This window comes from Arthrobacter sp. efr-133-TYG-118 (genome assembly GCF_030209755.1).
Taxonomy (GTDB): Bacteria; Actinomycetota; Actinomycetes; order Actinomycetales; family Micrococcaceae; genus Arthrobacter.
This window is the reverse complement of sequence record NZ_JARVRH010000039.1, coordinates 1-25,994: the sequence shown is the minus strand read 5'-3', so window position 1 is coordinate 25,994 and position 25,994 is coordinate 1. Positions and strand designations below refer to the sequence as shown.

21 protein-coding genes and 2 pseudogenes are annotated in these 25,994 nt (G+C 64.7%); 16 read left to right on the top strand and 7 right to left on the bottom strand.

Translation table 11 applies throughout. The features are described 5' to 3' along the window. The first annotated feature begins 12 nt into the window (after positions 1–12). Both QRN59_RS23515 and QRN59_RS23510 read left to right on the top strand, forming a co-directional pair. On the top strand, positions 13–630 hold the full coding sequence (locus QRN59_RS23515; RefSeq protein ID WP_284984840.1) for a TetR family transcriptional regulator: 618 nt from the start codon (positions 13–15) through the stop codon (positions 628–630). 76 nt (positions 631–706) lie between these two features. Further along, complete coding sequence (locus tag QRN59_RS23510) at positions 707–1,486, top strand: SDR family NAD(P)-dependent oxidoreductase (protein ID WP_284984839.1); 780 nt, start codon at positions 707–709, stop codon at positions 1,484–1,486. A gap of 67 nt (positions 1,487–1,553) precedes the next feature. Here QRN59_RS23510 and QRN59_RS23505 read toward each other — a convergent pair whose 3' ends face one another. Continuing rightward, a complete protein-coding gene (locus QRN59_RS23505) occupies positions 1,554–2,342 on the bottom strand; it encodes a GntR family transcriptional regulator (RefSeq protein WP_284984838.1) in 789 nt (262 codons plus the stop codon). 158 nt (positions 2,343–2,500) lie between these two features. Between QRN59_RS23505 and QRN59_RS23500 the strand changes: the two genes are divergently transcribed. The 4 genes from QRN59_RS23500 to QRN59_RS23485 are packed head-to-tail and all read left to right on the top strand — an operon-like array spanning position 2,501 to position 6,365. Continuing rightward, on the top strand, positions 2,501–3,934 hold the full coding sequence (locus tag QRN59_RS23500; protein WP_284984837.1) for an MFS transporter: 1,434 nt from the start codon (positions 2,501–2,503) through the stop codon (positions 3,932–3,934). Positions 3,935–3,983: 49 nt separating this feature from the next. Beyond that, complete coding sequence (locus QRN59_RS23495) at positions 3,984–4,961, top strand: nucleoside hydrolase (protein ID WP_284984836.1); 978 nt, start codon at positions 3,984–3,986, stop codon at positions 4,959–4,961. Positions 4,962–4,972: 11 nt separating this feature from the next. Further along, on the top strand, positions 4,973–5,482 hold the full coding sequence (locus QRN59_RS23490) for a nucleoside deaminase (RefSeq protein ID WP_284984835.1): 510 nt from the start codon (positions 4,973–4,975) through the stop codon (positions 5,480–5,482). Positions 5,483–5,528: 46 nt separating this feature from the next. After that, positions 5,529–6,365, top strand: a complete 837-nt coding sequence (locus tag QRN59_RS23485) for a ribokinase (protein ID WP_284984834.1) — start codon at positions 5,529–5,531, stop codon at positions 6,363–6,365. Between the two features lie 67 nt (positions 6,366–6,432). On the opposite strand, the gene QRN59_RS23480 is transcribed toward QRN59_RS23485, so the two are convergent. Beyond that, a complete protein-coding gene (locus QRN59_RS23480; RefSeq protein WP_284984833.1) occupies positions 6,433–7,098 on the bottom strand; it encodes a TetR/AcrR family transcriptional regulator in 666 nt (221 codons plus the stop codon). A gap of 142 nt (positions 7,099–7,240) precedes the next feature. Between QRN59_RS23480 and QRN59_RS23475 the strand changes: the two genes are divergently transcribed. Beyond that, complete coding sequence (locus QRN59_RS23475; RefSeq protein ID WP_284984832.1) at positions 7,241–8,287, top strand: agmatine deiminase family protein; 1,047 nt, start codon at positions 7,241–7,243, stop codon at positions 8,285–8,287. Then, positions 8,284–10,005 (top strand): amidase, encoded by a 1,722-nt coding sequence (locus tag QRN59_RS23470; protein ID WP_284984831.1) that lies wholly within the window; start codon positions 8,284–8,286, stop codon positions 10,003–10,005. Before QRN59_RS23475 ends, QRN59_RS23470 begins: the two co-directional genes overlap by 4 nt. Positions 10,006–10,009: 4 nt before the next feature. Here the strand turns inward: QRN59_RS23470 and QRN59_RS23465 are convergent, their stop codons facing one another. Beyond that, a complete protein-coding gene (locus QRN59_RS23465) occupies positions 10,010–10,369 on the bottom strand; it encodes a twin-arginine translocase TatA/TatE family subunit (protein WP_284984830.1) in 360 nt (119 codons plus the stop codon). 61 nt (positions 10,370–10,430) lie between these two features. Then, positions 10,431–10,985, bottom strand: a complete 555-nt coding sequence (locus tag QRN59_RS23460; RefSeq protein ID WP_284984829.1) for a hypothetical protein — start codon at positions 10,983–10,985, stop codon at positions 10,431–10,433. A 158-nt stretch (positions 10,986–11,143) separates the two neighbouring features. On the opposite strand from QRN59_RS23460, the gene QRN59_RS23455 reads away from it, so the two are divergent. Then, positions 11,144–11,989, top strand: a complete 846-nt coding sequence (locus QRN59_RS23455; protein ID WP_284984828.1) for a phosphotransferase — start codon at positions 11,144–11,146, stop codon at positions 11,987–11,989. 7 nt (positions 11,990–11,996) lie between these two features. On the opposite strand, the gene QRN59_RS23450 is transcribed toward QRN59_RS23455, so the two are convergent. Beyond that, positions 11,997–12,785 carry an alpha/beta fold hydrolase gene (locus QRN59_RS23450; protein WP_284984827.1) on the bottom strand — a complete coding sequence of 263 codons (789 nt, stop codon included), beginning with the start codon at positions 12,783–12,785 and terminating at the stop codon, positions 11,997–11,999. Between the two features lie 134 nt (positions 12,786–12,919). Here QRN59_RS23450 and QRN59_RS23445 point away from each other — a divergent pair, with 134 nt between their 5' ends. From QRN59_RS23445 to QRN59_RS23415, 7 genes are all read left to right on the top strand, one after another. Next, the gene (locus tag QRN59_RS23445) at positions 12,920–13,732 is read left to right on the top strand and encodes an ATP-binding cassette domain-containing protein (protein ID WP_284984826.1); all 813 of its coding nucleotides are present in this window, start codon (positions 12,920–12,922) and stop codon (positions 13,730–13,732) included. Further along, positions 13,729–14,535 carry an ABC transporter ATP-binding protein gene (locus QRN59_RS23440; RefSeq protein WP_284984825.1) on the top strand — a complete coding sequence of 269 codons (807 nt, stop codon included), beginning with the start codon at positions 13,729–13,731 and terminating at the stop codon, positions 14,533–14,535. Before QRN59_RS23445 ends, QRN59_RS23440 begins: the two co-directional genes overlap by 4 nt. A gap of 35 nt (positions 14,536–14,570) precedes the next feature. Further along, positions 14,571–16,100 carry an ABC transporter substrate-binding protein gene (locus QRN59_RS23435; protein ID WP_502871108.1) on the top strand — a complete coding sequence of 510 codons (1,530 nt, stop codon included), beginning with the start codon at positions 14,571–14,573 and terminating at the stop codon, positions 16,098–16,100. Then, positions 16,100–17,932, top strand: a complete 1,833-nt coding sequence (locus tag QRN59_RS23430) for an ABC transporter permease subunit (protein ID WP_284984823.1) — start codon at positions 16,100–16,102, stop codon at positions 17,930–17,932. Before QRN59_RS23435 ends, QRN59_RS23430 begins: the two co-directional genes overlap by 1 nt. Before the next feature lie 76 nt (positions 17,933–18,008). Further along, entirely contained in the window at positions 18,009–18,665 is a 657-nt protein-coding gene (gene imuA', locus QRN59_RS23425; protein ID WP_284984822.1) for a DnaE2-dependent mutagenesis accessory factor ImuA', read from the top strand. Continuing rightward, positions 18,662–20,278: a DNA polymerase Y family protein gene (locus tag QRN59_RS23420; protein ID WP_284984821.1), complete on the top strand. Its 1,617-nt coding sequence runs from the start codon at positions 18,662–18,664 to the stop codon at positions 20,276–20,278. The genes imuA' and QRN59_RS23420 overlap by 4 nt, the downstream gene beginning before the upstream one ends. 42 nt (positions 20,279–20,320) lie before the next feature. Then, positions 20,321–23,752 carry an error-prone DNA polymerase gene (locus QRN59_RS23415; protein ID WP_284984820.1) on the top strand — a complete coding sequence of 1,144 codons (3,432 nt, stop codon included), beginning with the start codon at positions 20,321–20,323 and terminating at the stop codon, positions 23,750–23,752. 16 nt (positions 23,753–23,768) lie between these two features. Here the strand turns inward: QRN59_RS23415 and glgC are convergent. Next, positions 23,769–25,067 (bottom strand): annotated as a pseudogene (gene glgC, locus QRN59_RS23410) (glucose-1-phosphate adenylyltransferase); the annotation flags it as partial. A gap of 106 nt (positions 25,068–25,173) precedes the next feature. Further along, positions 25,174–25,994, bottom strand: a pseudogene (locus QRN59_RS23405) (DUF3417 domain-containing protein); the annotation flags it as partial.

Here is a 25,994-nt window from a genome sequence, read left to right as displayed (position 1 = left end):
AGCTTTGACAATATGGAGTTTGGCGACACAGGCAGTACGCCCAAGGGCGCGGCCACCCGGAATGAGATCCTTCGGGTTGCCGCGGACGTTTTTGCGCGTAAGGGTTTCGAGCAGACCCGGATGGACGATATCATCCGTGAAGTCGGGCTCACGAAGGGCGCCATTTACTTCCACTTCTCGTCGAAAGCAACGTTGGCCCAGGCCGTCGTCGACGAGCAAAAGGCACGTTGGCTGCGTCGTGTGCAAGAGGAAATTCTCAGCAAGAACAATCCCTTGGAGGAGTTGCGCCATCTCGGGGAGTTCATGGTCAGAACAGTCCTGAGCGACTCCTCCGCGTGGGGAGTGGTGCACTTGGCCAATCAACTGGCCTCCACGAAAGAGCACCCCGGAGGCACCTCCCCCCTCGCTGCGTGGGTGGACCTCGTGGCCAACATCCTTCAACGGGGCCGCGCTAGCGGCGTCTTGACGTTTCCAGGGGACCCCGGCGATGCGGCTACCGTTGTTGTGGCCGCATTCGATGGGTTGAAGTCGGTCACCGACGCCCTTGACCCCAAAGATCTCGATGCCTTCGAACGACGCGCGACGCTCCTGTTGCAACTTCTAGAACAGCAGTTCATCTCCAGCCAGTAACGCAGCAACCCACGGGCCGAAGAGTTCGACACTTGGCCAAAAAACAAACCGCACAGTCAGTTTATTAGGAGTAGAAATGAACATCTCAGCAAAAACAGCCCTCATCACTGGAGCGTCCACCGGCATTGGTTCGGTCTTCGCCCGAAGGCTGTCTGCCGAGGGCGCACGTTTGATCCTGGTTGCCCGCAGCCAGGACAAACTTGACGCGCTTGCGGGTGAACTCCGCGAGCACGGCACCGAAGTGACTGTCCTGGCAATGGACTTGAGCCTGCCGGATTCAGGAAAGGAACTCCACCTCGCCACAGAGGCGCTGGGGCTCAAAGTGGACATCCTGGTCAACAATGCGGGATTCGGAACACACGGACGAGTTCTCCATGCAGACGCTGACCGCTACGTCGAACAGATCCAGTTGAACTGCTCCACCTTGGTCGGCACCTCTACGCGTTACCTGCCCGGAATGGTTGAGCGTGGTGCCGGGGCTATTATCAACATCGCAAGTACGGCCGCGTTCCAGCCGATACCCCATATGGCCGTCTACGGTGCGACAAAGGCCTTCGTGCTCTCGTTCACCCAGGCGCTGTGGGCAGAGACACAAGGCACAGGCGTGAAAGTCCTCGCCGTTTGCCCGGGGGCCACGGACACGCCCTTCTTTGAAATCGCCGGAGAGGCTGCAGCCGCTGGATCCATGCGGACCCCTGAGCAGGTTGTGGAGACCGCCATGTCCGCGATCCGCGGGAACAAGCCGAGCGTTGTGGATGGCCGGCTCAACTCCTTTGTTGCCCGGGTGGCCGTCAAGCTACTCCCGGAGAAGCTGGTGATCGCGGCCGCGGGACGGGCCGTGCGCCCGGCCAACTGAGCATCGAAGCTTCACACAGGGAAGGGGACCGCCAACCGGCGGCCCCCTTCCCTGTGTGACGCTACGCTCAGGTTCCCTGGATGATTCCGATCTGAACAACCCCTGTGTTGACCAGCGTCTTAGCCAAGTAGACGACCTGGCCGGAGTGCTCCACGGTCTGGGTCAAGATCAGCACAGGGTCCTTGGCATCCAGCTCAAGCAGCTCGCCGCGCGCGACGCCCGGCGTGCCTGCGGCAATATCGGTCTCGCCGGGACCAAAAGCCGGGCCAACAGCCGAGATCAAGTTGGCCAGCAGCGTGGCCTCTCTCCCAGCGTCTTCCGCAATGACCCGCGCCGCTTCAGGAAGATCACGATCAACGAGACCCCCCTTGCTTGCGACGTGCTCCTGGACCAGGGCAATAGGTGAGCCGTCCCGTGTGAGGACACTCTCGAAGAACCAGGATGCTTCCTCTTCGCGGATTCCGAGCGGCTCCGCGGTGAACACCGACGACGACGGGTGCAGGACATGCTGCGTGCGGCTGACCTGGATAGCGGATCCGGCCTCGGCCAGAATCTCCTCCATGGGCCTGATCCGTTCCAGGCCGACCCGCGGCAGGCGAGTGGCCACGAAACGCCCAATGCCTCTGCGGGACCGTACGTATCCGTCTTCCTCGAGGAGCATGAGAGCCTCACGGACCACCGTCCGGCTGACCTTCATTGCCGAACCCAGGTCCGTTTCCGAAGGCAACAGCGACGAAACGGGGAAGTGCCCCGCCCGGATCGCATTCATGATGCGCGAGTACACGGCAACGCGGAGCGGGATGTTGGCGGTGGCATCCAACGGCTCCGAAAGAACGGCCTCAGCACTGCGGTCCAAGATGGTTCCTTTCGTCGATATTGAGAGTTTACGCGATGGGTATTCCAAGCTTGTATAACAAGCGTGTATGATTCACAGATAAGCCATCCTGTGCTCTGCGCCACACCTGCATCGAGCCGCCCCCGAAGCCGTTCTGTTTCAAACAAGGAAGTTTGTCCATGACAACCCAACCCGCCACCACCGCAGGGCTCCCCCGTCGGCGAAAAGCAGCCCGAGTGCCCGTCCTCATCGCCACGCTGATCCTTTCGATCCTCAGTTACCAGCTCAACGCCAGCCTGTTCTCGGCGGCACTGCCCGCCATGGCCGCCCACTTCCAGGAATCCACGGAAAACGTGGCCAAAGTCCAGTCATTGTTCTTCCTGACCGGCGCGGTCCTGGGCATGGCATTTTCCCGATGGAGCGACTTCCTGGGACGCCGCCGCACCCTGCTGATCGTGCTCTCGATGATGTTGTGCGGCACAGTCCTCTGCCTGTTGGCTCCGAACCTGACCGTTCTTCTCGTCGGCCGGGTCCTGCAAAGCGCAACGAGCGCCACGTTCACCATTTCTTTCCTTCTCCTGTCCGAGCGCTTCAGCAAACGCCTTTTCGGCATTTCCGTCGGCGTCATTTCTGCAGTAAACGGGGGCATTGGCGGGCTCGACGGGTTCCTGGGCGGTTTCATCACCGACACCATCGGCTGGCAATTCCTCTTTGTCCTGGTCCTCGGCGTGGGCGTTCTGGCAATCGTTTTGGTCGCCGTCGTGGTCCCGAAGAGACCCGCCCGGACACGTGAGGGACGCATGGACTGGTGGGGCGCAGGCACCCTGGGCACGTTCCTGGTTCTCTTGAGCAACCTGATCGGACAGGCTTCCACGTCCGGATGGGGGGACGTCTGGACCCTTGGCTACCTCGCCGGCGCCGTGATTGCCGGGCTGGCGTTCGTTGCCGTGGAAAGGCGGGTTGCGCGTCCGCTGATCGCCATCGAGCAATTGCGGTCCCGCCAGGTATGGCCGGTCTTGGCCAGCACCGTGCTGACGCTTGCCGGTATCTTCTCGGCGTTGAACTTCACCGTGATCCTCCTGAGCCAGGACGCCAAAGCCGGATACGGACTGTCCGCCTCCATGTCGGCCCTCCTGTACCTGACCCCGACAGCCTTCGTGGGTGTGCTCACGGCGGTGTTCTCCGGCTGGTTCGCGCAGCGCATTGGCTGGTTCAAGGCCCTGCGGATCAGCAGCGGCCTGATCGTCGTGGCAGCGGTCGCCGTCGCAGTCTTTGCCGCGGACCGCTGGATGGTATTCGCCCTGCTGATCATCATGGGAGTCCTGTATCTCGGTCAGTTCCAGAGCACCGTCAGCGGCATCGCCGTGCTGAATTCACCCAAATCGGCGCCGGGTTCCGTGCCCGGCCTGAATGGAGCATGCTTTGGAATCGGAGCCAGTGTTGGAATCGCCGTCGTCGCACCCGCCGTCGCCGCCGGAACCATCGCGGGTTACCAAACCGCACTGTGGATCTCAGCGGGCTTCGCCCTCGCGGCCTTTGCCGCTTCCCTGATCCTCCGCCCAGTGGCTGCGAGCGCCGCTCCGGCACCCGCCGTCGTCGTCGCCCATGCCTAAGCCCGAACCCGAATCCGAATCCGAGTCACCCAACCCACGAAGGAGCACCATGACCACCACCACACCCCAGCCGTTCTACCTCGATTGCGACACCGGCATCGACGATTCCCTGGCAATCGCCTATCTTCTGGCGAGCCCTGAGGTGGAGCTGGCCGGGATCGGAACCGTCAGCGGCAACGTCAGCGCCGCAACCGGGGCCGTCAACACTTTGAACCTGCTCCATGCTGCCGGGAGGGCCGGGATCCCGGTTGCAGTGGGTGCACACGATCCGCTCATAGGCACGTTCGACGGCGGAGCGCCGCACGTTCACGGCGACAACGGCATCGGCGGGGTCACCTTGGAAGACTCCGCACAGAAGTCGGAATCAGAGACGGCCGCGGAGATGCTCGTGCGGCTCGCCAACGAGCACCCGGGCGACCTGCGCGTCATCGCCGTCGGCCCGCTCACCAACCTGGCCCTCGCACTGCAGCTGGACCCGAAGCTCCCGTCGCTCGTCCGCGATGTCACGATCATGGGCGGAGCCGCGTTCGTGCCGGGCAACATCAGTCCTGTCGCCGAGGCCAACATCTTCAATGACGCCGAGGCAGCGGCCGTGGTGATGGAGGCCGATTGGCCGGTCACCCTGGTTCCCTTGGACGTCACCATGAACCACCGCTTCGATGAGGCCCACCGCGCGGCCCTTGCGACCGCCGGACACCCGGTGGCCAGCGCACTCTCCGGCATGCTCGTCCAGTACTTCGCCTTTTACAACACGATTTTCGGTGAGCATTGCGCCGCCCTCCACGATCCTCTCGCGGCGGCAATCGCCGTGGGTGCCCTTGAGCCCGACGACGCCCCGTACGTTGGAATTTCCGTCGATACGGGCACGGGTGCGGCTCACGGCAAGACCCGCTGTGAGCGGCTCGACGGCGGAGCCGCCGCCGTACGCACGGTGCCGGAACGGGCGTCCCGGGTCGTGCTGTCCGTCAAGGGCGACGCCGCTGCGCATCTCCTGGGGCGGATCCTGTCCTTGCCCGCGGCGAACTGAGGGGCTTAACGATGAACACTTCCGAAGGCACTGCTTCTTCACCTACCGGGCCCAGCCAGGCCGACCTCGAGTTGCTGAACCGCGCCATTTCCCTCGCGCGGGCAGCCCGGGATCGCGGCGACCACCCGTTCGGCGCACTTCTGGTGGCTCCGGACGGAACCATGGTGGAGGCCATGAACACCGTCAACACGGAACACGATCCCACCGGGCATGCCGAGACCAATCTGGTCCGCCTGAGTGCCAAGAAGCTCGATGCCGGCGCGTTGGCCGGCAGCACCTTGTATACGAGCACCGAACCGTGTGCCATGTGCACGGGCGCGATCTACTGGGCTGGAATCGGACGCGTGGTCTATGCCTTGTCCGAGAAGGACCTTGCCTCGATTGTCACCGAGCAATCGGGCGTGCCCACGCTTGACCTCCCCTGCCGCGAAGTCCTTGCCCACGGCGGCAGGAAGGTCAGCGTGACCGGCCCCGTTCCGCTTCCCGCCGCAGCAGAGGTCCACCTTGGCTTCTGGCACTAGACCGGAAACCCAACACCGTAATCCAGCACCACCTAAAGGACAGCTCATGCCCATCCCCAGCACGCTCACTGTTGTCGGCAGCCTCAACGTCGATCTCACGTGCCGCGTCCACCGCCTCCCTTCCCCCGGTGAAACCATAGGCGGCGGCACCCTCACCCGTCAGCCCGGCGGAAAGGGAGGCAACCAGGCCGCGGCTGCTGCGCGGCTGGCCGGGGCCGCCCGCATGGTGGGCGCTGTCGGGGTAGATCCGGATGGCCGGCTTCTGACGGAGGCCCTGGACCGCGCAGGGGTTGATGTTTCGGCAGTGGAGCAGGTTTCCGCGCCGACTGGCACAGCGCTGATCGTGATCGACAGCGAGGGCGAAAACCAGATCGGCGTGGCGCCTGGAGCCAACGCCGTGGTCTCGCTGGATCGCGCCGATTTCTCCGATGGCGGGCCGGTACTGGCCCAGCTGGAGATCGCCGTCGACACCGTGCTGGAAGCCGCGCGCCGGACCACCGGGTTCTTCGCCCTCAACGCGGCCCCGGCCCAGGCACTCCCGGCAGAGCTTCTGGAACGGTGCGACCTGGTGATCGTCAACGAGTCCGAGTACGAACTCATCCCCGAGCTCCGGAGCGCCGAACGCGTAGCCGTCACCTACGGGGCAGGCGGAGCGTCGATGTACACCCAAGGGGTCAGGACCGCCCATGCGCCCGCGGCGAAGACGAGCGTCGTCAACAGCGTGGGCGCCGGTGACGCCTTCTGTGCGGCGCTCGTGCTGGCACTCGCGTCGGGCCTGGATGACGAAAGCAGCCTCGCGGCGGCTTGCGCGGTGGGTGCCGCCGCCGTCGCGAGCGAGCTTTCCCAACCGGAGTTCGAGCGGCTGGAACACTACCTGGTTTGACGTTCCACATAGTTCGGTACAGCGGCTAGTTCGGTACAGCGGCTAGTTCGGTACAGCGGCAGCGGAACTAAGGATCCGAACTTGAAATCGGCCCGGTGTGCTGGACACCGCCAGGCAGCAGCGAACCGCGGGCCGCACCTACCATGCCTTCGACCGCGCGGGCGAGGTGCGTACCACGGTCGCTGACGCCGTCCCAGCGCACCAGCGCCTGGGCATTCAGGCCGTCGACCATGCCCAGGATCTGCCAGGCAACAGACGGAGCGTCGAACGTCTCGAACTCGCCGGTGCCGATCCCCGCTTCGACGACGCGCTGCACCACGGCTTGCCATGCATCCATCTGCTCACGGACGCAGGCTGCGAGCGCCTCGTTCCGGCGCCCCAGGGTCCAGGCCTCCACCCAGATGGCGGTGACATCGAGGCGGCTGCCGTCCATGAGCGTTTCGAGGAGCATCCCGAGTTGTTCCAAGGGAGTCTGCAGCCTCTCCAGAAGGCCCGCGACCTCCTCGGTCTCCGCCGCCACGATGGTCGCAAAGATGCCTGCCACGAGGGCTTCCACATTGGGATGGTAATGCGCGACAAGCCCCGACGCCACACCCACCCGCGCTGCCACGTTGCGCAGGGTAATGGCGGAAAGCCCCTGCTCAAGCGCTATTTCCCTGGCGGCCTCGGCTATTTCGGCCGCGCGTTCTGCCGGGGTCTTCCGCGCAGCGCGTTTCTGTATGGTGCTTGACATCACACAACAGTCTAAAGTAGTTTTCTTCTTATTGATCACACGATCAACAAGAACGCGCCGAAAGGCAAAACGCCAGCCGCACGTCAGGGCAAGGACGCTCTGGCTCTCGCGACTACCACCTCACAACTCAGAGGAGACTTCCATGGCCTGGAGAATGCCAGCCGAAACCGCACCCCACGAGCGCACCTGGATGGCGTTCCCCCGCACTGGCCTGACCTTGGGCGACGAGCCGGCTTCGGCGGAAGAAGCCTACGCAGCCTGGACCGCCGTCGCCCATGCAGTGTCCGAGTTCGAGCCCGTCACCATGGTGGTAGACCCTAGCGAACGGGACCGGGCCAGCCGCATGCTCGGCGCCGGAATCGAACAGCTTGAGGCTCCCCTCGACGAATTCTGGATGCGCGACGTCGGAGCCACGTTCGTCGTCGACGACGAGCGTCCCGGCGTGCTCGGCGCGGTTGACTGGATCTTCAACGGCTGGGGCGCCCCGGCTTGGTCTGAATGGGAGAAGAGCGCCGGCATGGCCCGCTTTGTCGCTAAAGGGTCCGGCGCGGAACTGGTCAGCTCCTTGCTGGTCAACGAAGGCGGCGCCATCCACGTCGATGGTGAAGGCACTGTCCTCGTCACCGAAACCGTCCAGCTGGATCCACGCCGAAACCCTTACGCGGACAAGGCACGCGTCGAGGCCGAGCTGTCACGCACGCTGGGCACTACTCACACCGTGTGGGTACCGCGTGGCCTCACGCGTGACTACGAGGACCTTGGCACGCGCGGCCACATTGACATGGTGGCCACGCTTCCCTCCCCCGGCCGGGTCCTCCTGCACTCGCAGACCAATCCCGAGCACCCCGACTTCGAGGTCAGCCGCACCCTCCAGCGGTTCTTCGAAACCCAGCAGGACGCCGCGGGCAAGCCGTTCGAGATCACATTGCTTCCCGCGCCTGAAACCCTGCGCGACGAGGAAGGCTTCGTCGACTGGAGCTACGTCAACCACCTCGTGGTCAACGGCGGCGTGATCGCGTGCGGCTATGGCGAGGAGCGGGCCGACGCCCTGGCCGCGGAAATCCTGGCGGAGGCCTACCCGGGCCGCCGCGTCGTGACAGTGGACGCCCGGCCAATCCTCGCCCGGGGCGGAGGAATCCACTGCATCACGCAACAGCAGCCCAAACTCAACAGCCAGGCCGCACGATGAGCCGCTTCGACGTCGTCGAGGCCTCCATCGCGCACTTGCGCGCCGCACTGGAGGCCGGCCAGGTGACCAGTGAGGACCTCACCCAGGCCTATCTGGACCGCATCGACGCCTACGACCGCAACGGCATCAAGCTGAACTCACTGGTAGTAATGAACCCTCATGCGCTCGCAGATGCCCGGGCCTCCGACGAGCGCCGGGCACGCGGCACCACCCTCGGGCCCCTCGACGGCATCCCCTACACCGCCAAGGACAGCTACCTGGCCAAAGGGCTCACGGCCGCCGCGGGCTCCCCCGCGTTCCAAAACCTCATCGCGCAACGCGATGCCTTCACCATCGAACGCCTCCGCGCGACAGGCGCCGTGCTCCTCGGCCTGACCAATATGCCGCCCATGGCCAACGGCGGCATGCAGCGCGGTGTCTATGGACGCGCCGAGAGCCCTTACAACGGCGGTTTCCTCACCGCGGCTTTCGGGTCCGGGTCCTCGAACGGCTCGGGTACCGCTACCGCCGCGAGCTTCGGAGCCTTCGGCCTGGGCGAGGAGACCTGGTCCAGTGGCCGCGCACCGGCGTCGAACAATGCCTTGTGCGCGTACACACCGTCGCGCGGAGTCATCTCGGTGCGCGGCAACTGGCCGCTGGTCCCCACCATGGACGTCGTGGTGCCCCACACCCGGTCCATGGCAGACCTTTTGGAACTGCTGGATGTCATTGTTGCCGACGACGCCGAAACCCGCGGCGACTTCTGGCGCGTGCAGCCGTGGGTGGAGATCCCGGCCGCGTCCCGGGTCCGTCCGGCTTCCTACCCGGCCCTGGTGCCATCCGGCGTCGACGGCGCGCGCTCGGCACTGAAGGGCAAACGCTTCGGGGTGCCGGCCATGTACATCAACGCGGACCCTGACGCCGGTACCAGCGGAACTCCTGGCATCGGCGGCCCGACCGGTCAACGAATCCAGACGCGGGAATCCGTGATCGAACTGTGGGAGGCTGCCCGGCGCGACCTCGAAGCCGCCGGTGCCGACGTGGTGTTGGTGGATTTCCCCGTGGTGTCCAACTACGAAGGCGACCGCCCGGGAGCACCCACCATCGCCACCCGCGGAATGGTCAGCCCGGAATATCTTCAACGGGAGATCGTCGATCTCTCGGCCTGGGCCTGGGACGACTTCCTCGCAGCCAACGCCGATCCGGCGCTTGACAGCCTGGCCGACGTCGATGGCGCCACGATCTTCCCGCACCCTGACGGCGCGCTTCCGGACCGCTATGACGGGTTCGACGACGACATCGCCGACTACCCTTCGCACATCCGCGCTCACAGGGTTGCTTCCGTTACCGACATCCCGTCCCTCGAAGAAGGCCTCCGCGGACTCGAAGAGACCCGGCGGGTAGACCTTGAGGAATGGATGGACGGTCTCGCCCTGGATGCGGTCATCTTCCCGGCCGCCGCCGACGTCGGACCAGCCGACATGGACGTCAACGAATCCTCAGCCGATCTCGGCTGGCGCAACGGCGTCTGGGTGGCCAATGGCAACCTCGTTCCGCGGCATCTGGGGATCCCGACGGTCACCGTGCCGATGGGAACCATGAGCGATATCGGCATGCCCGTGGGGCTCACGTTCGCCGGCCGCGCGTACGACGACACCGCACTGCTGGCCCTGGCCGCGGCCTTCGAAGCAACAGGCGAGCGCCGCACTGCTCCCCCGCGCACGCCGCGCCTCGACTAACGGATCAGGTGGACTCGTCGTCGAAAGGAGCCTTCTGCCCGGCCGCCAACCGCACAACCGGGCGGGCAGGAGGCTGCACTGGGGTGGGGACAACCGGCTCGGGAAGCGGCTCGTCCTCCAGGAGGGCTTCGCGGATAATGCGGCGAGGGTCGTATTGGCGTGGATCCATTTTCCGCCAATCGATGTCCTCGAATTCCGGGCCGAGCTCCTGGCGGATCTTTTCCTGCGCGCCGGAGGCCATGCGCCGCAGTTCGCGGATAAGCCGCCCCAGCTTCCTCGTATACTCCGGAAGCTTGGTTGGTCCAAGGACCAAAACGGCAATGATCAGGAGAAGGGCTACCTTCTCGACCGAAATATCGATCATGGCTCCATTCTAAATCCACCGCCCGGTCGCTCCGGGCGGCAGGGGGTTGAGGAGATCGGGTTTAGGAGATCGCGTACAACGCGACGGCAAGTCCTGCTGCCATCAGCGCCTCACGGACACCCTTCAGTCGGGGCACAGCGTGTGATTTGCTCTCGGCCGGCATCGCGAACGTGCCCAGCAGCCACCCCGTGGCGGCGAAGAGCATGAGCAACGCGCCCATGATGTCGGCAAGGATGATGCCCAGTTGATGTCCTGGATGATCCGACACCGATCCGGCTCCACTCGACGCGGATAGCAACACCCAGCCCGAAAGGGCCGCCACCGCTGCGCCATAGATCGCCGACCATCGCCCTGTCCCGGCTGCTCCAGACCCTTGATACACGATCCTGACGACGAACAAGAGGAAGACAAGGCCGATCGCCGCTCCCAGTGGGACCACACCGAGGGGTGCCCATCCGAGCCCTACCGCCGCCATTCCTGCGGCCAATATCCCTGCTGCGGCTGCGTCAATCCGGGCCGCCACACTCTTGGCCCGGAAGATGGCTCCGAACCCCAACACAGCCGCTGCCCCGAAAACCAGCACCAGAGCGCCCACTACAAACCAACCTCGGAACATACCCTGCCACTCCTCCTGCGCTTCCGGTTGAAACCCACCCGCAGTCATATCAGTTCCGGATGGGAGAACCCTGCATGCTGCGTGTCGATAGCAAACTTCAAGAACAGGGAAGCCAGCGACGGCTGGCGCCATCGACCCGGCCGTGGCAGCATCGGACGATGACTGCAGATACCCGTCCATACGTCGAGCCCGAGCGGGCGGAACCTGCCGTTCCGCTACTCGGCGGGGACGTGACGGAGGGGCTCGTCCGTGTCGGCGATACAGTGCGGCGCCCCGTAAGCGATGCTTCGCAGCGGGTCCGCCGCCTCCTGGATTTCCTGCAATCGGCCGGATTCCAGGGAGCACCCCGCTTCCTGGGCATCGACGAAAGCGGCAGGGACACCCTGAGTTTCGTTCCCGGTGACACGGCCGGCCGCCCATGGCCAAGCTGGGTCGCCGATGAATCGAGCGCCATCAGCGTCGCGCGCTTGGTCCGGAGCTACGATGACGCCGTGCAACCGCTCGGCATACCCGACTGGGCACGCACGGGCAAGGATGCCGACCCCCACGGGTGCCCGAGCTCGATTGCGGGACCGGCGACATTCCTCGCCCACATGGACATCACCCCGGAGAATGTCGTCTTCCGGGAGGGTGCAGCCGTCGCCCTGATCGACTTCGATTTGATGCGCCCCGCGAACCGGGCGGAAGAAGTCGCGAACTTGCTCCTCTGGTGGGGCGCCTGGATGCCCGACGCCGACCGCGATCCTGTGATGCGCAAGGTCGACGCCGCCTCCCGGGCTGCCGTGCTGGTGGACGCCTATGGCCTGGGTCCAATTGATCGCGCCAAAGTAGTCGACGTGGCCAGGAACGCCGCCGACCGTTCCTGGTATTTGATGCGGCACAGGGCGCTCACCCAAGGCGGCGGCTGGAAGAGGATGTGGGACGAAGGCGTCGGTGACAAGATTCTTCGCCGCCAAGCGTGGCTGGCCGAAAACGCCGCAGTTCTCCACGCCGCAATAACCTGACCGGCCTCTAAACCTCGTCGAGGTGGCGCAGGAGAAAAGGAAGGGTGGCCCGCATAGTCCGGAGATCGCCGTCGCTGGCTGCTTGCTCCCCCAGGTAGTCTCCGTGGTTTCCCGGCACGATCATCAGGCGGCTCCCCGGGATGGAACGGACCATCTGCACCCCATGCTCGGGCTTGATCACATCACGGTCGGCGAGCACCACGAGGGTCGAAGCCGTGATGGAGCCCAATTGCTCGTCGGACCATCCGGGAAACGCCAGCATTCGCTGGCTGTCCAGGACAAAGAGTTTCTCAAGGTGCTCCGGGTCCGGATTCAGCTTGCGGTCGGCCTCCCGGTAGACCTCGGGCATGTCTGTGGCGGTGGCGTTCTGGAGCCCATCCCAGAATCCATCCACCATGCCATCGCGTGCGGCCATGGACGAGGCGACGATCAATTTTCGTACCAGCACCGGATGTTCCATGGCCAAGGCGAGCGCGGTGTGCCCGCCGGCGCTGAAACCGAGCACATCCGCGATCGGAACGTCCAGCTGGCGAAGCACCGCAGCGACGTCCGCGGCAGAGTTTTCGGCGGTGAGGGGTCGGTCGATCGGCGCGGTGTGGCCATGGCCTTCCTCTTCGACGGCGATGACTTGCCTCGTCCCGGTCAGCAGGGGGATGAGCTCCCGGAAGTTCGACTCGATCGTGGAGCCTCCGCCATGGATCAATAGCAACGGCGTGCGGTCCGGACGAGGTTGGCCATGAACCTCGTAATACATCCGCAGGGAGCCGTTGTGCGCGTAGCCGTGCTCAAAGTCCACGTCCCCACCCTAACCGCCGACTGTGGCTCCTTGGCAAGGGGTCGAGGAACCCAACGCGCCTCAACATTTCGTTTAATGAGAATGAGTATTGATAGCATCAATACTCATTCATCGCTCCGATCCGAAAGTTCCCCATGCACCCTGCCCTCCTGGTTCAAGACTTGAGGGTGTCCCTCCGGGGACGCGCCCTGATTGACGGAGTCAGCTTCGCTCTTGACCCGGGTCAAAGGCTGGCTCTTCTCGGAGCCTCGGGTTCAGGCAAGTCCCTGACCGCGGCTGCCCTCCTGGGAAAGCTTCCAGCCGCGATGAGTGTTTCCGGGCGGTTGCAGATCAACGGAATGGACGTGCCGTTGTCCAACAGGCGAAGCAGGCGCGCGGGGATCACCGCAATCCATCAGGACCCGATGTCCTCGCTCAATCCCTTGGTACGCCTGGGCAAACAGCTTGAGATCCCACTACGGCATGCCGGCCTATCGGTGCCCGCGGCACGGCAACAGGCACTTGAACTCCTCGTGTCGGCGGGAATAGAGGAAGCCGAACGGACCATGGAAAGCTTCAGCGGCGAATTGTCGGGCGGTCAGCTGCAACGGGTCTGCATCGCCCTCGCCCTCGCCTGCCGTAGCACCGTCCTGGTGGCGGATGAACCCACTACCGCACTGGACATGGTCAGCCAGGCCAAGGTCCTCGATGCCTTGTCCCTGTATTCGGAATCCGGGCATTCCACATCCGTGCAATCCGCGTCCGCGGGGGCGATGTTGTTCATTACACATGACCTCCCTGTGGCTGCGGCCTTTTGCCACCAGGCCCTTGTCCTGGGTTCCGGCCGGATCGTCGAAGAGGGATCGATACGGTCGCTGGTAGAGCGGCCCAAGCACCAATACACGAAGCAGTTGGTGGAAGCCGCCCATGCCGACTTCGATTCCCTTCCCTCGGAAGCCACCGCATGAATGCAGTATTGAGCGCCGACAAGCTGGGTCTGAGCTACCCGGGCAGAGGGCTCCTGAAGCAACGGTCAGCCCGGCCCGCGTTGCGGGACGTTTCCCTCAGCATCGCCGCCGGCGACAGCGTCGGCCTCGTAGGTGCCTCGGGCGCCGGAAAATCTACGCTCCTGCGGATCTTGCTTGCTTTGGAGAAGCCGGATGCCGGAACCGTCACTTTCAGTGGCTCCCCGGTTGTGCCCGGCCCGGCCTCGTCCTTGAGGTGGTACCGCCGAGCGGTGCAATACATCCCGCAGAATCCGTCCGCGAGCCTTGACCCGGCCATGAGCGTGGAGCGCCTCCTCCTGGAACCCCTGAGACAACTGCGCATCGACGGAGACCACCGCGGGATGATCCTGAACGCCCTGCAGCGAGTCGATCTCGATCCGGGCATGCTGACGCGCCGGCCCCGGGAACTCTCCGGCGGGCAAAAGCAACGCGTGGCCATTGCACGGGCCCTGGTCCCCGCGCCGAGCATCCTCCTGGCAGATGAGCCGGTCAGCGGACTCGACCTTCCCCTCAGGAATACGGTCCTGGAGCTCATGGAACATCTGGTCCACCGGGACGGTCTTGGACTCCTGCTTGTCTCCCACGACCTGGCCGCCGTCGCCCGCCTGTGCCCTCAAACCCTGGTCCTCTCCGGGGGACGCGTCGTGGAACAAGGACCCACCGCGGCCGTGTACGCCAAACCGCGGACCCGGGAAGCCAAGGAGCTCGTAACCTCCATCCCCCGGCTCAGCCGGTACAAGGATACCGATGAGCACAAGCCATGAATCCACTCACACTCACGAAAGACAGGCGCCCATCCATGGCTATTCCACGTCCAAAAGCTATTGCCGCGATACTCGTCTCCTCCGCAATGGCCGCCGCGCTGAGTGCTTGCTTCGCCCAGGGCAGTGCATCATCGGCCAGCAACAGTACAGACTCCCGAATCAAGGTAGCCATGTTGCAGCCACCCCGTTCAGGACTCACTCCCCTGAGCGACGATGCCTTCAAGCTCTCACGTTGGAAGACCGCCGAGACACTGGTGGTCCTCGATGCCCTCGGCGATGCCCAGCCATCGCTTTCAACAGCCTGGAAGCAACTGGACAGCAAGAACTGGCGCTTCGAACTCCGCGCGGGCGTGAAATTCCATGACGGAACGCCCCTGACGGCGGCGCAGGTGGCGGCATCGTTGACGGCGGCGGCCGACGCAAAGCCCAAGCCGCGGATCCTCGACGGCGTTCAGCTGAGCGTCCGCACGGACGGCGGGAACGCCGTCGTCGTTACCACCCGGACGGACGACCCGCTGGTTCCGCAGCGGCTCTCGAGCCCCCAGCTCTCGATCCTTGCCGCGTCCGCCTACAAGCCAGGCGGCGTCGTCAGCCCCATCAACGCCGGAACGGGCCCGTATGTCCTTGCGTCTGTGGACGGCACCAGTTCGGCAACGCTCAACCGCTTCGCCGACTACTGGGGCGAAAAAGCGGTGAGCAGCGGCGTCGACGTCCAATACGTTCCCGACGGCACGGCGCGCGCGGCCGCGCTGAGGACCGGAACTGCCGACGTCGTGGAGGCCATTCCCGTAGGCCAGGTCGCGCAGATCAAGGCGGACCTGATTCACGAAGTCCCCATGCCCCGCACCAATACCCTCTACTTGAACACCAAGGCGGGTCCTTTCGCGGATCCGTCGGTCCGGGCAGCGGCACGCACCTCGGTCGAACGGGCTCCCATTGTCGACCGGGTCTACGAGGGACGCGCGGACATCGCCGAAGGCCTCCTGGGTCCGGCGCTCCCCTGGGCGGCCAAGGAGCGGGAAAACACCTCATACGTTGAAGCCCTGAAGAAGCGGGCGGAAGCGGCGCCCGCCAATGGCCGCCGCATCAAACTCGGCACGTTCACGGACCGTGCCGAACTGCCCGAGGTTGCCGTGCAGCTTGAGCAGCAGCTCGAAGCCGCCGGCTTCATGGTGGAGCAGGAAGTCCGCGAGTACCAGCACATCGAGGCAGACGCCCTTGCCGGCAAGTTCGATGCGTTCATCCTGTCCCGGGCTACGGTCCTCGACTCCGGCGACCCCGTCGCCTACATGTTCAGCGACTTCTCCTGCAAAGGCTCCTTCAACATCTCCCAGTTCTGCGATGCAGAGGTGGACGCAGCCTTGAGCAAGGCCGCAGCCATTCCGGCAGGCCCGGAGCGCCGGGCGGCAATTGCCGCCGCCGAGGCGCTGATCCTCTCGAAGGATGCGGCCGTGCCGCTGCTGCACGAACGCGTCATCCAAGGCGAATCAGCCAGGATCCGCAATGTGGAACGTGATCCCCGCGAGCGCGCACTGATCACCAGCAAGACAGGAATCGCCGGCTGATGCAAGGCCCGGCTTTCATCAAAACCGCGGCTTCCCGGGCCGTGGCACTCTTCGGCATAGTTGTGCTGATCGGGCTCTTGCCATGGCTTTCGGGACAAAGGCCGGAATACACCATCCTCCGGGCGCGGTACGCCGACCGGGAAGCGACTGATGAAACGCTGGGTATGATCCGCGCGGAGCTCGGACTCGATCGAGGACCACTGCACGTCTTCCTCGACTGGGCCGGAGGCCTTTTGCGCGGGGACATGGGAAATTCATGGATTACCAATACGCCTGTCGGCCCCGGCACCGTGGAAACCCTCGGAGTATCCGTCACCCTGATGGCCTGCGCGGTGGCCGTTGCAACGGTGGTGGCCACCGCGCTGTGCGTTTCTTGCGTGATGCGCGGGCTGGCTGGGAACCCCGGGCGGGGCTCCGGCGTCATGGCGGCGGCCATGACTGCGCTCCCCGAGTTCCTCCTGGCGGCGATGCTCCTCGTCGTCGGTGCGGTATGGCTGGGCTGGTTCCCGCCGTATGGCTGGCAGGGCCTGGACCACGCGGTGTTGCCGGCCCTCTCCCTTGGCTTGCCCGCCGGCGGGCTGATCGGGCGGCTGCTTTCCGACGCCATCAGCCTGGCTTTCGCCGAAAAATGGGTGGCCACGTGGGCCATGGCCGGAGCCAGCCGCGCCAGGCTCACCGCGGCGGTGCTCCGCCGGGCCCTGCCATCGGTGATGAGCCAGATCGGGCTTGTCCTCATTGGCCTCACCGGCGGGGCGGTTGCGGTGGAGAAGGTCTTCGCGATTCCGGGTTTGGGCCGTGCGGTCCTGGGCGCGGCAAGCGCCCAGGACATACCCGCGCTGCAGGCAGGAGTACTGGCCCTCCTCATGCTGGCCATGGGGGCAGGTTCCCTTAGCGCCGTGGCCCGATACCTTCTGTTGGGAGCGGCACTGCGCTCAGGGACACTTCTTGTTCCGGACTCGCCGGGAAGATCACGACGGCGGGATGCCACCGTTCCGCTCGTTGCTGCGGGAGCGTTGCTGCTCATCGTCGTCGTGGGCTTGCTTCGCGATCCATTCACCTCAAGACATGCGCGGCTTGCAGGCCCGGGCTTCGAGCTGCCCTTCGGGGCCGATGCCAGCGGACGGGACCTCCTTGCGCGGGTAGGACACGGTGCCGTGTCCACGTTGGGAACGGCTTTGCTCGTGGTACTGGCTTGCCTTGTGATCGGGATCGTCGTCGGGCTCTTCCCGCTCGCGGCGACCGGTCCCCTTGAAGTAGCCAACGGCGCTCCGCCCATCCTGGCCGGCCTGATCGTTGCCGTGATGACCGGTCCTTCGGGCGAAGGTGCGGCGATAGCCGTCACCCTGGTCAGTTGGGCTCCCCTGGCCGCCCACACCGCGGCCTTGGCGCAGGAAGCCAGGGCGCAGCCCCACGTGAAGATCCTTCCGGTCCTGGGCGTGGGAAGGGTCCGCATCCTCTGGCGCTATATCCTCCCGGCCGTCATCGGCCCGGTGTTCAGGCATTCCATGCTCCGGATACCGGGGATCGCGCTCGCCTTGGCTGCCCTGGGGTTCCTCGGCCTCGGCCCCCATCAGCCGTCGCCGGAGTGGGGCCTTATCCTTGCCGAGGGAATCAACTACGTGGAGCGTGCCCCCTGGGCCGTTGCCGCCCCGGCGTCGGCGTTGATTCTCTCCTCGATCCTGGCCGTTTCACTGTCGAGCGTGGCGTGGTCGCGCTCGCAGGGGTCAAGCAGTGAGGGCCGCCCTCAACAACCGACCAGTTTCGCCCCTGACACTGGCGCGCCGGCCCGGAACCACGCGCCCGGAACGGGGAACCCGCGTCAAAGACAGTAGATCGTTGAGGAGGCCAACCCTCGAAGCGGGATCCCGGGCAATTGACTCGTTCGAATATATGTTCGAAAATTGAAGCATGTCACCTCGCCTGTCTTCCGCCTCGCCGGCTTCGCTGCGCGATGACTTACAGGCGCAGATCCACCTCATGCAGGGCAAGCGCGGAAGCGAACGCTCGCTGCCCGTACTCCCCTCACTCAGCAGGATCCTCCCGGGAGGACTGCGCCCGGGAGCGGCGTACTCCATACAGGGATCCATGTCGCTGGCCATGGCATTGTTGGCAGGTCCGTCACTCAATGGCTCATGGTGCGGGGTTGCAGGGCTGCCTGACTTCGGGGTCGAGGCGGCAGCAGGTTTCGGCATTGCGCTCGACCGGCTGGTGCTGGTGCCTGACCCCGGGACCAGTTGGACGCCGGTGATAGCCGCCATGGCGGACGTGCTCTCAGTGGTGCTCGCGCGTGCTCCGGGAAGAATCGCACCCGCCGAAGCTGCCCGTTTGGGAGCCAGGCTCCGGGAGCGGAGTTCCGTCCTCCTTGTCCTGGGACCATGGCCGCAGAGTGAAGCCGTCTTGCAAGTGAATGGATTCGAGTGGGCAGGGCTCGGACAGGGCCACGGACATCTCGCCAAGCAGGAGCTCGAGCTCGAAGTCGCCCTGCGGGGCAGTTCCCGCAGGGCCTCCGTGGACCTTGCGGACAGCGGTCCGGTAGACCTGTCCCGGCATCGGATGGGAGCATGATGCTGTTTCAGCTTGAAACCCCGGTGCGCGCGTTGGTGACCTGGTTCCCGGATTGGCCTCTTGTCGCCGCCCGCTTGGCAGATGCCTTGCCGCCTGATGTACCTGCGGCAGTCATAGGCCAAGGCGTCATAGCTGCTTGCTCCGCGGAAGCCCGGGCAGAGGGAGTGGTCCGGGGCCTGAGGCTGAGGGAGGCACAGACCCGTTGTCCTGAGCTGGTGGTATGTGCCGTCGATCCTGTGCGGGATGCGAGGGAATTCGAGCCTGTAGTATCGTCACTCGAGGAACGGACTCCTGGCGTGGAAGTGCTTCGCCCCGGCCTGTGCGCTATCCGGGCCAAGGGTGCCGCCCGATACTACGGCGGAGAAGAAGCGGCTGCAGGTGCCGTGCTGGAATCGGCGGACAGCCTCGGCGTGGAAGCCCGGGTGGGGATCGCCGATTCCGTGTTCGCCGCCGAGCAAGCAGCCCGGAGCACCAGCGAACTCTCTGCCGTTCTTGTGCTCCCGCCGGGTTCTTCCCGGGATTTCCTGACTCCATTTCCGGTGGGAGTACTAGGCCAGCCGAAGCTGGCTTCCTTGCTCAAACGCCTTGGCATCCTCACCTTGGGGAATTTCGCCAATCTTCCTGCTGCAGATGTCCGGGCCCGTTTCGGAGCTGCCGGAATCACTGCGCACGCCTTGGCAAGCGGACAGGATCCTCGCAAAGTGATCCCCCGGACTCCGCCGCGGAAACTGGATCAACGGGCGGAATTCGAACCCGGCCTGGACCGGGTTGACCAACTCGCCTTCCAGCTCCGGGCCACGGCAGACGCCTTCGTGGCCGGGGTGCAGACTGAAAGCCTGGTCTGCACGGAGCTGAGGGTCCTGATCACTGACGAAGCAGGAAGCCGCTCCGAACGGACGTGGGGCCACCCCCGCCACTTCACGGCCAGCGACGTCGTGGACAGGGTGCGTTGGCAGCTTCAGTCACAGCCCCTTGCCCAGGGCAGAATGCCCGACGGCGGAACGCACGACGGCGGCATGGCTCGCGGCGGACTGTCGTCACCTGTCACTCGGGTCGAGTTCGTCCCCGTCCGGGTGGACTCCATCGCCCATCATGGGCGGGCGCTCTTTGGAGACGGAGCCGAGGAACAGATTCATCATGGACTCAGCCGGATCCAAAGCATGCTGGGACATGAAGCCGTAGTAGTGCCTGCGATCTCGGGAGGTCGCTTGCTGGCCGAGCGGCGCCGCCTGGTTCCATGGGGAGATGCCTTGCCCGCGGGAGCGGCCGCCCTGGCCTCCAGGCCGTGGCCTGGCAGGATTCCAGACCCGCAGCCCGCCACGGTGTTCGCTTCCCTCATCCCTGTCCTGCTTCTTGATGCGGACAAGGAAAAAGTCCGCACAGACCATCGAGGCGGATTGATTGCCCCGCCAATGTGGTTCTGTCCCGGCGGAGACCCTGCACGACGACGACTCGTAGCTCAGTGGGCCGGCCCCTGGCCGCTGAAACAGCGGTGGTGGGACGCCGACCACCGCCTTGAAGCGGACCGGTTCCAGCTTGTGGACGGAAACGGGGAGGCCTGGCTCCTTCTCCTGGACGAGCAGAACTGGTGGGCAGAGGCTCGCTACGACTGAACACCCGAGTCGAACACCGAACTTTTAGTCAGGAAGACAAAGATGGCCTGGAACAACCCGTCAATCCCATGGTCGGAGTTCGAACGCACGCTGTCGGACCGGCGAGTGCCGGAGATCGGCAAGGCCAAAGGAGACGGCGGTGACAGCCCCGCCTGGTCAAGGAAACGCGGGCCATACCGCCCGGTCCCCCTCGATCCCGCAAGGGTCGCGTCCAAGGCGGGTGCCGCCGTCGTGCCTTATGCCGAACTGCACGCGCATTCGCACTACAGCTTCCTGGACGGCGCCTCCTCACCCGAGAAACTGGTCGAGGAGGCGGTCCGGCTGGGCATCCATGCCCTCGCGCTGACCGACCATGACGGCTTCTACGGGATCGTGCGGATGGCGGAGGCCGCCGAAGCCTACGAGCTGAAGACAGTGTTCGGTGCTGAGCTGTCGCTCGGACTCAGCAAACCCCAGCAAGGGGAAGCCGACCCCGAAGGTGACCATTTGCTCGTCCTCGCCCGCAAGGAAGAGGGTTACCACCGCTTGGCAGGGGCAATGACGTCCGCGCATCTGGCTGCCGATGCCGAGAAGGGCCACCCCATCTACGACCTCGATGCTCTGGCGCATTCCCTGAGGGACCACTGCCTGGTGCTGACCGGGTGCCGCAAAGGCTCAGTCCGGAGGGCCCTTCTTAGCGACGGCGAGCAAGCCGCTGCCTTTGAGGTTGAGGCCTTGATCGAGAGATTCGGGCGGGAAAATGTGGTGGTGGAGCTCTTCGATCACGGGAATCCCCTCGACACCAGCCACAACGACGCGCTCGTCCGCATTGCCGACCGGGCGGGCATACCTTTCATCGCCAGCAACGCCGTCCATTATGCGTCCCCGGAGGGATACCCGCTGGCAACTGCCATGGCGGCTGTCCGGGCACGCCGCAGCCTGGAGGAACTTGACGGGTGGCTGCCCGCAAACAGCGGCGCCCATCTGCGGAGCGGTTCCGAGATGGCAGCGCGGTTCGCCCGCTACCCCGGCGCGGTCGAACGGACTGTCGAGATCGCTGACGAGCTTGCGTTCCAGTTACGGGCCGCCCGCCCGAAGCTGCCCAAGCTTGATGTTCCTGCAGGGCACAGCCTTATCACCTGGCTCCGGCAACTCGTTGAAGAAGGCGTCAGGGACAAATACCCGGACGCCGACGAACGGGTCCATAGCCGTATCGAACAGGAACTCGCAGTGATCGAGGCGAAGAACTTCCCCGGCTATTTCCTGATTGTGCACGACATCGTCCAGTTTGCCCGTTCCCGCGGCATCCTCTGCCAAGGCCGGGGTTCCGCGGCGAACTCGGCCGTCTGTTACGCGCTGGGGATCACCGCCGTCGACAGTATTTTCTACAACCTTCCGTTTGAGCGTTTCCTCTCCAGCCTCCGCGAGGAAGAACCGGACATCGACGTCGATTTCGACTCGGACCGGCGGGAAGAAGTCATCCAATACGTCTACCGCAAGTACGGACGGTTCAACGCGGCCCAGGTGGCGAACGTCATCAGTTACAGACCGAAGAACGCCGTCAGGGACATAGCCAAGGCGCTCGGCTACAGCCAGGGCCAGCAGGACGCCTGGTCCAAGCGGCTCGACCACTGGGGTGACCTCAGCGATGGCAAGACCAATAACATCCCGGCCCCGGTCCTGGACCTTGCTGATCAAATACTGGGCTTCCCCCGGCACCTGGGCATCCACTCCGGCGGCATGGTCCTCACCGAACGGCCTGTTGGCGAGGTGGTACCCATCGAGCGTGCCCGGATGGAAAACCGCACTGTCCTGCAATGGGACAAGGACGATTGCGAATGGATGGGCCTGGTCAAGTTCGACCTTCTTGGCCTGGGCATGCTCGCCGCCCTGCAGTACTCCTTTGATTTGATCGACAAGCATTTCGGGGAGCGTTGGACAATCGAGACCATCCCGCGGGAAGAACCGGCCGTCTACGACATGCTCTGCCGGGCCGACTCGATCGGGGTGTTCCAAGTGGAATCACGGGCCCAGATCAGCACGCTGCCCCGGCTGAAACCGAGGGAATTCTACGATCTGGTGGTCGAAATCGCGCTGATCCGACCGGGTCCTGTCCAAGGCGGTGCCGTCCACCCGTACATCCGACGCCGCGCAGGCACGGAAAAGGTCACATATCTTCATCCATTGCTGGAGCCCGTGCTTAAGCGGACTTTGGGTGTGCCCTTGTTCCAGGAGCAGCTGATGCAGATGGCGGTTGCCGTGGGTGGCTGCACTGCCGAGGATGCGGACCTGCTCCGCCGCGCGATGGGCTCCAAACGGGGCCGGGAGAAGATCGAGTCGCTGGAGGCCAAGCTCTATGCGGGGATGGCGGCCAACGGGATCAGCAAGGACGACGCCGACGCCATCTACGCCAAGATCCAGGCCTTTGCGAACTTCGGTTTCGCGGAGTCCCACTCCTTGAGCTTCGCGGTGTTGGTCTACGCAAGCTCGTGGCTGAAGCTGCACTATCCGGGCGCTTTCCTCGCGTCCCTGCTTCGGGCCCAACCCATGGGCTTTTACTCCCCGCAAACCCTCGTGGCGGATGCCCGCAGGCACGGGGTCCATGTATTGCGCCCGGATGTACTCCATTCCTTGGCCGAGGCAACCCTCGAAGTGCTCGACGAGGCCACAAGGGCCGAGGCGGGCCAGGTGGGCGGCATGGATTCCTGCCTGGACTTCCACCAGCCGGAGATCGGCCTCTTCCAGCAGGATCGGCCACGCGAGGACCACCTGCACCGGCGGGATGGCTCACATGCGGTGCGGTTGGGACTCGACGGGGTCACGTCCATCGGGACCGAAGTGGCGAAGCGTATCGTCACCGAACGTGAGGAGCACGGCGCCTACAGGGACATGGCGGATCTGTCCCGCCGCGCGAATCTCAGCGCGGACCAGTTGGAGGCACTCGCGTCAGCCGGCGCACTGGATTCGCTGGGGATGAACCGCCGCGAAGCACTGTGGCAGGCCGGGGATGCCGCGCTCGAGCGGGAAGGACAATTGCCAGGGACCCATGTCGCCGTCCAGCCGCCACTGCTGCCCGAGCTCTCCCCCCTGGAAAATGTTGCCTACGACATGTGGGCCACAGGAATCAGTACCGATGACCACCCGATGCGCCATGCCCGCAGGGACCTGGATTCCAGAGGGGTGCTGCGGGTGGACCGGCTTTCCCAGGTCGAGTCCGGCACGCGTGTTGAAGTGGCCGGGGTCGTGACCCACCGCCAACGCCCCCAGACGGCGCAAGGGATCACCTTCGTCAATCTGGAGGACGAGAGCGGCATCCTCAACGTCATCTGCAGCGTTGGCCTCTGGAAGAGGCATCGGCGCGTAGCCCGGGAGTCATCCGCACTGATCGTCCGGGGTTTCCTTGAACGATCGCCGGAAGGAGTCACCAATCTCGTGGCGGACAAGCTGGAACCCTTGGTCCTGACAGTGAAATCCAACTCCCGCGATTTCAGGTAGTCAGGAGTGCCGCACGAGCGAGTTCCCGGTCGTGTTCATCCGGGAGGGGTACGTGTTGACCTTTGCTCAGGACCGTGATGCCAGAATCCGTGACGTTGTAGCCGCGCCGTCGGTCCTGGTCTGGATCCAGGCCGATGGTTGCGCCGGCTGGAACCCTGATGTTCTTGTCCAGGATGGCCCGCCTGACCACCGCCCCTTCGCCGATGGTGACGTTGTCCAGCAGCACCGAGTCGATAACGCGAGCACCACTGGAAATGAACGCATCGTTGGAAACCACCGAATTCTCCACGAGACCGCCCGATACGATGACGCCGTTGGAAACGATTGAGTCTAGGGCCGTGCCGACGGTGCCGCCTTCCCCGCGAACCATCTTGGCCGGGGGCGATGCGCTTTGCCGGGTGTAGATCGGCCAATCGGAGTTGTAGAGATTGAACACCGGTTCCGGCGAGATCAAGTCGAGGTGTGCCTCGAAGTATGAGTCGATGGTACCGACATCGCGCCAGTAGTTGCGGTCACGATCCGTGGCCCCGGGGACGTCATTGCTTGAAAAATCATAGGCGAACGCTTCGCCACGGGAAACGAAATAGGGGATGATGTCACCGCCCATGTCGTGCTTCGTGTCTTGCCGCGTGGCGTCGTGCTCAAGCGCCCCCACCAAGGCATCGGCGTCGAAAACGTAGTTCCCCATCGACGCCAGGAACTGGGAAGGGTCTTCAGGAAGTCCGCGCGTCGAAGCTGGCTTTTCCACAAATGCTGCGATCCTCTTGGCCGTGCCGTCGCTCGCGTTATCGGAACTAGCGGACTGCTCCACCTCGATCACGCCGAATTGGTCGGCCATGGCCAGAGGTTGACGCACGCCTGCCACAGTGGCCTTTGCGCCGGAGCTGATGTGGCTGCGCACCATGTGCTCGAAATCCATCCGGTAGACATGGTCAGCACCCACTACGACGACGATGTCAGGACGGGCGTCTTCGATGAGGTTGAGCGACTGGTAGATCGCATTGGCGCTGCCTAGGAACCAGCTTTTACTGACGCGCTGTTGGGCCGGCACCGACGCGACATAGTTGCCCAATTGTGCAGACATCCGCCACGTTTCTGAAATGTGCCGGTCCAGACTGTGGGACTTGTATTGGGTCAGCACCACAATCTGCCAATAGCCCGAGTTGGTGAGGTTGGACAGGGCGAAGTCGATCAGCCGGTAACTCCCTGCGAACGGGACCGCTGGTTTGGCGCGATCTCCGGTCAGCGGCATGAGTCGTTTTCCCTCACCGCCGGCCAGCACAATCGCCAAGACTTTCTTCGAAGCCATCGTCACTCCCTTGTGTTTGATGTTGGCTATGGATCTGATCACCGCGCGTTAGCGATGAAGCTCAGGGTGGAACGCGCCCCCGCTGCCCGACCGGCAGCGGGGGCGCGCACTGTCAGGCGTTGGCGATGAGCCCCAGTTCGGCCTTCGAGGCGAGGGAGGGGTGCTTCGGGAAGACCCGGACGGTGTAGCCGAAGGATCCGGAGCGGTTGATCAGGATGGACCCGGTGAACAGGTGGCGCCCGTTGCCGAGGTCCTCCGTTTCGGTCAGCTCGACCAGAGCCACCTCCTCCAGTTCGTCTCCGTCCTGGGCCCGGCCATACGCCACCTCAACCGACACGTCCTCGGGCGTGAGTTCGTGCAGGGCGATGTAGGCGTTGACCTGGAGGGTGTCCCCGATCTGTGGCTCTTCGGAGACGCCGACGGAATCGACGTGCTCCACGATCAGCTGCGGCCAGGCGTTGCGGACCTTGGTGGTCCAGGCCGCCAGTTCCTTCGCTTCCTTGAACGATGCCGTTCCCGCCTGCCTGCCGGCGACAGCTGCCGGGCGGTAGAGGGTGTTGACGTAGTCCTGGAGCATGCGGTCGGCCGAGACTGCCGGGCCGAGGTGGGCCAGGGTGTGCTTGATCATCGAGACCCAGTGCGTCGGGATGGTTTCCGGGCCGGACTGTGAAGGCCCGGCGGCGCCGGCTTCCGGGGAGACCGTGGAGCCGTAGAAGCGCGGGGCCACCTGGGTCTCCAGGAGCTCATAGAGCGCGGCGGCTTCGATGTCATCGCGTTCGGTCGGGGACGCGTCGTTGTTCGCGGTCGGGATCGCCCAGCCGTTCTCGCCGTCGTACATCTCGTCCCACCAGCCGTCCAGGACCGAGAGGTTCAGGGAACCGTTGATCGCGGCCTTCATCCCGGAGGTCCCGCAGGCCTCCAGGGGCCGGAGCG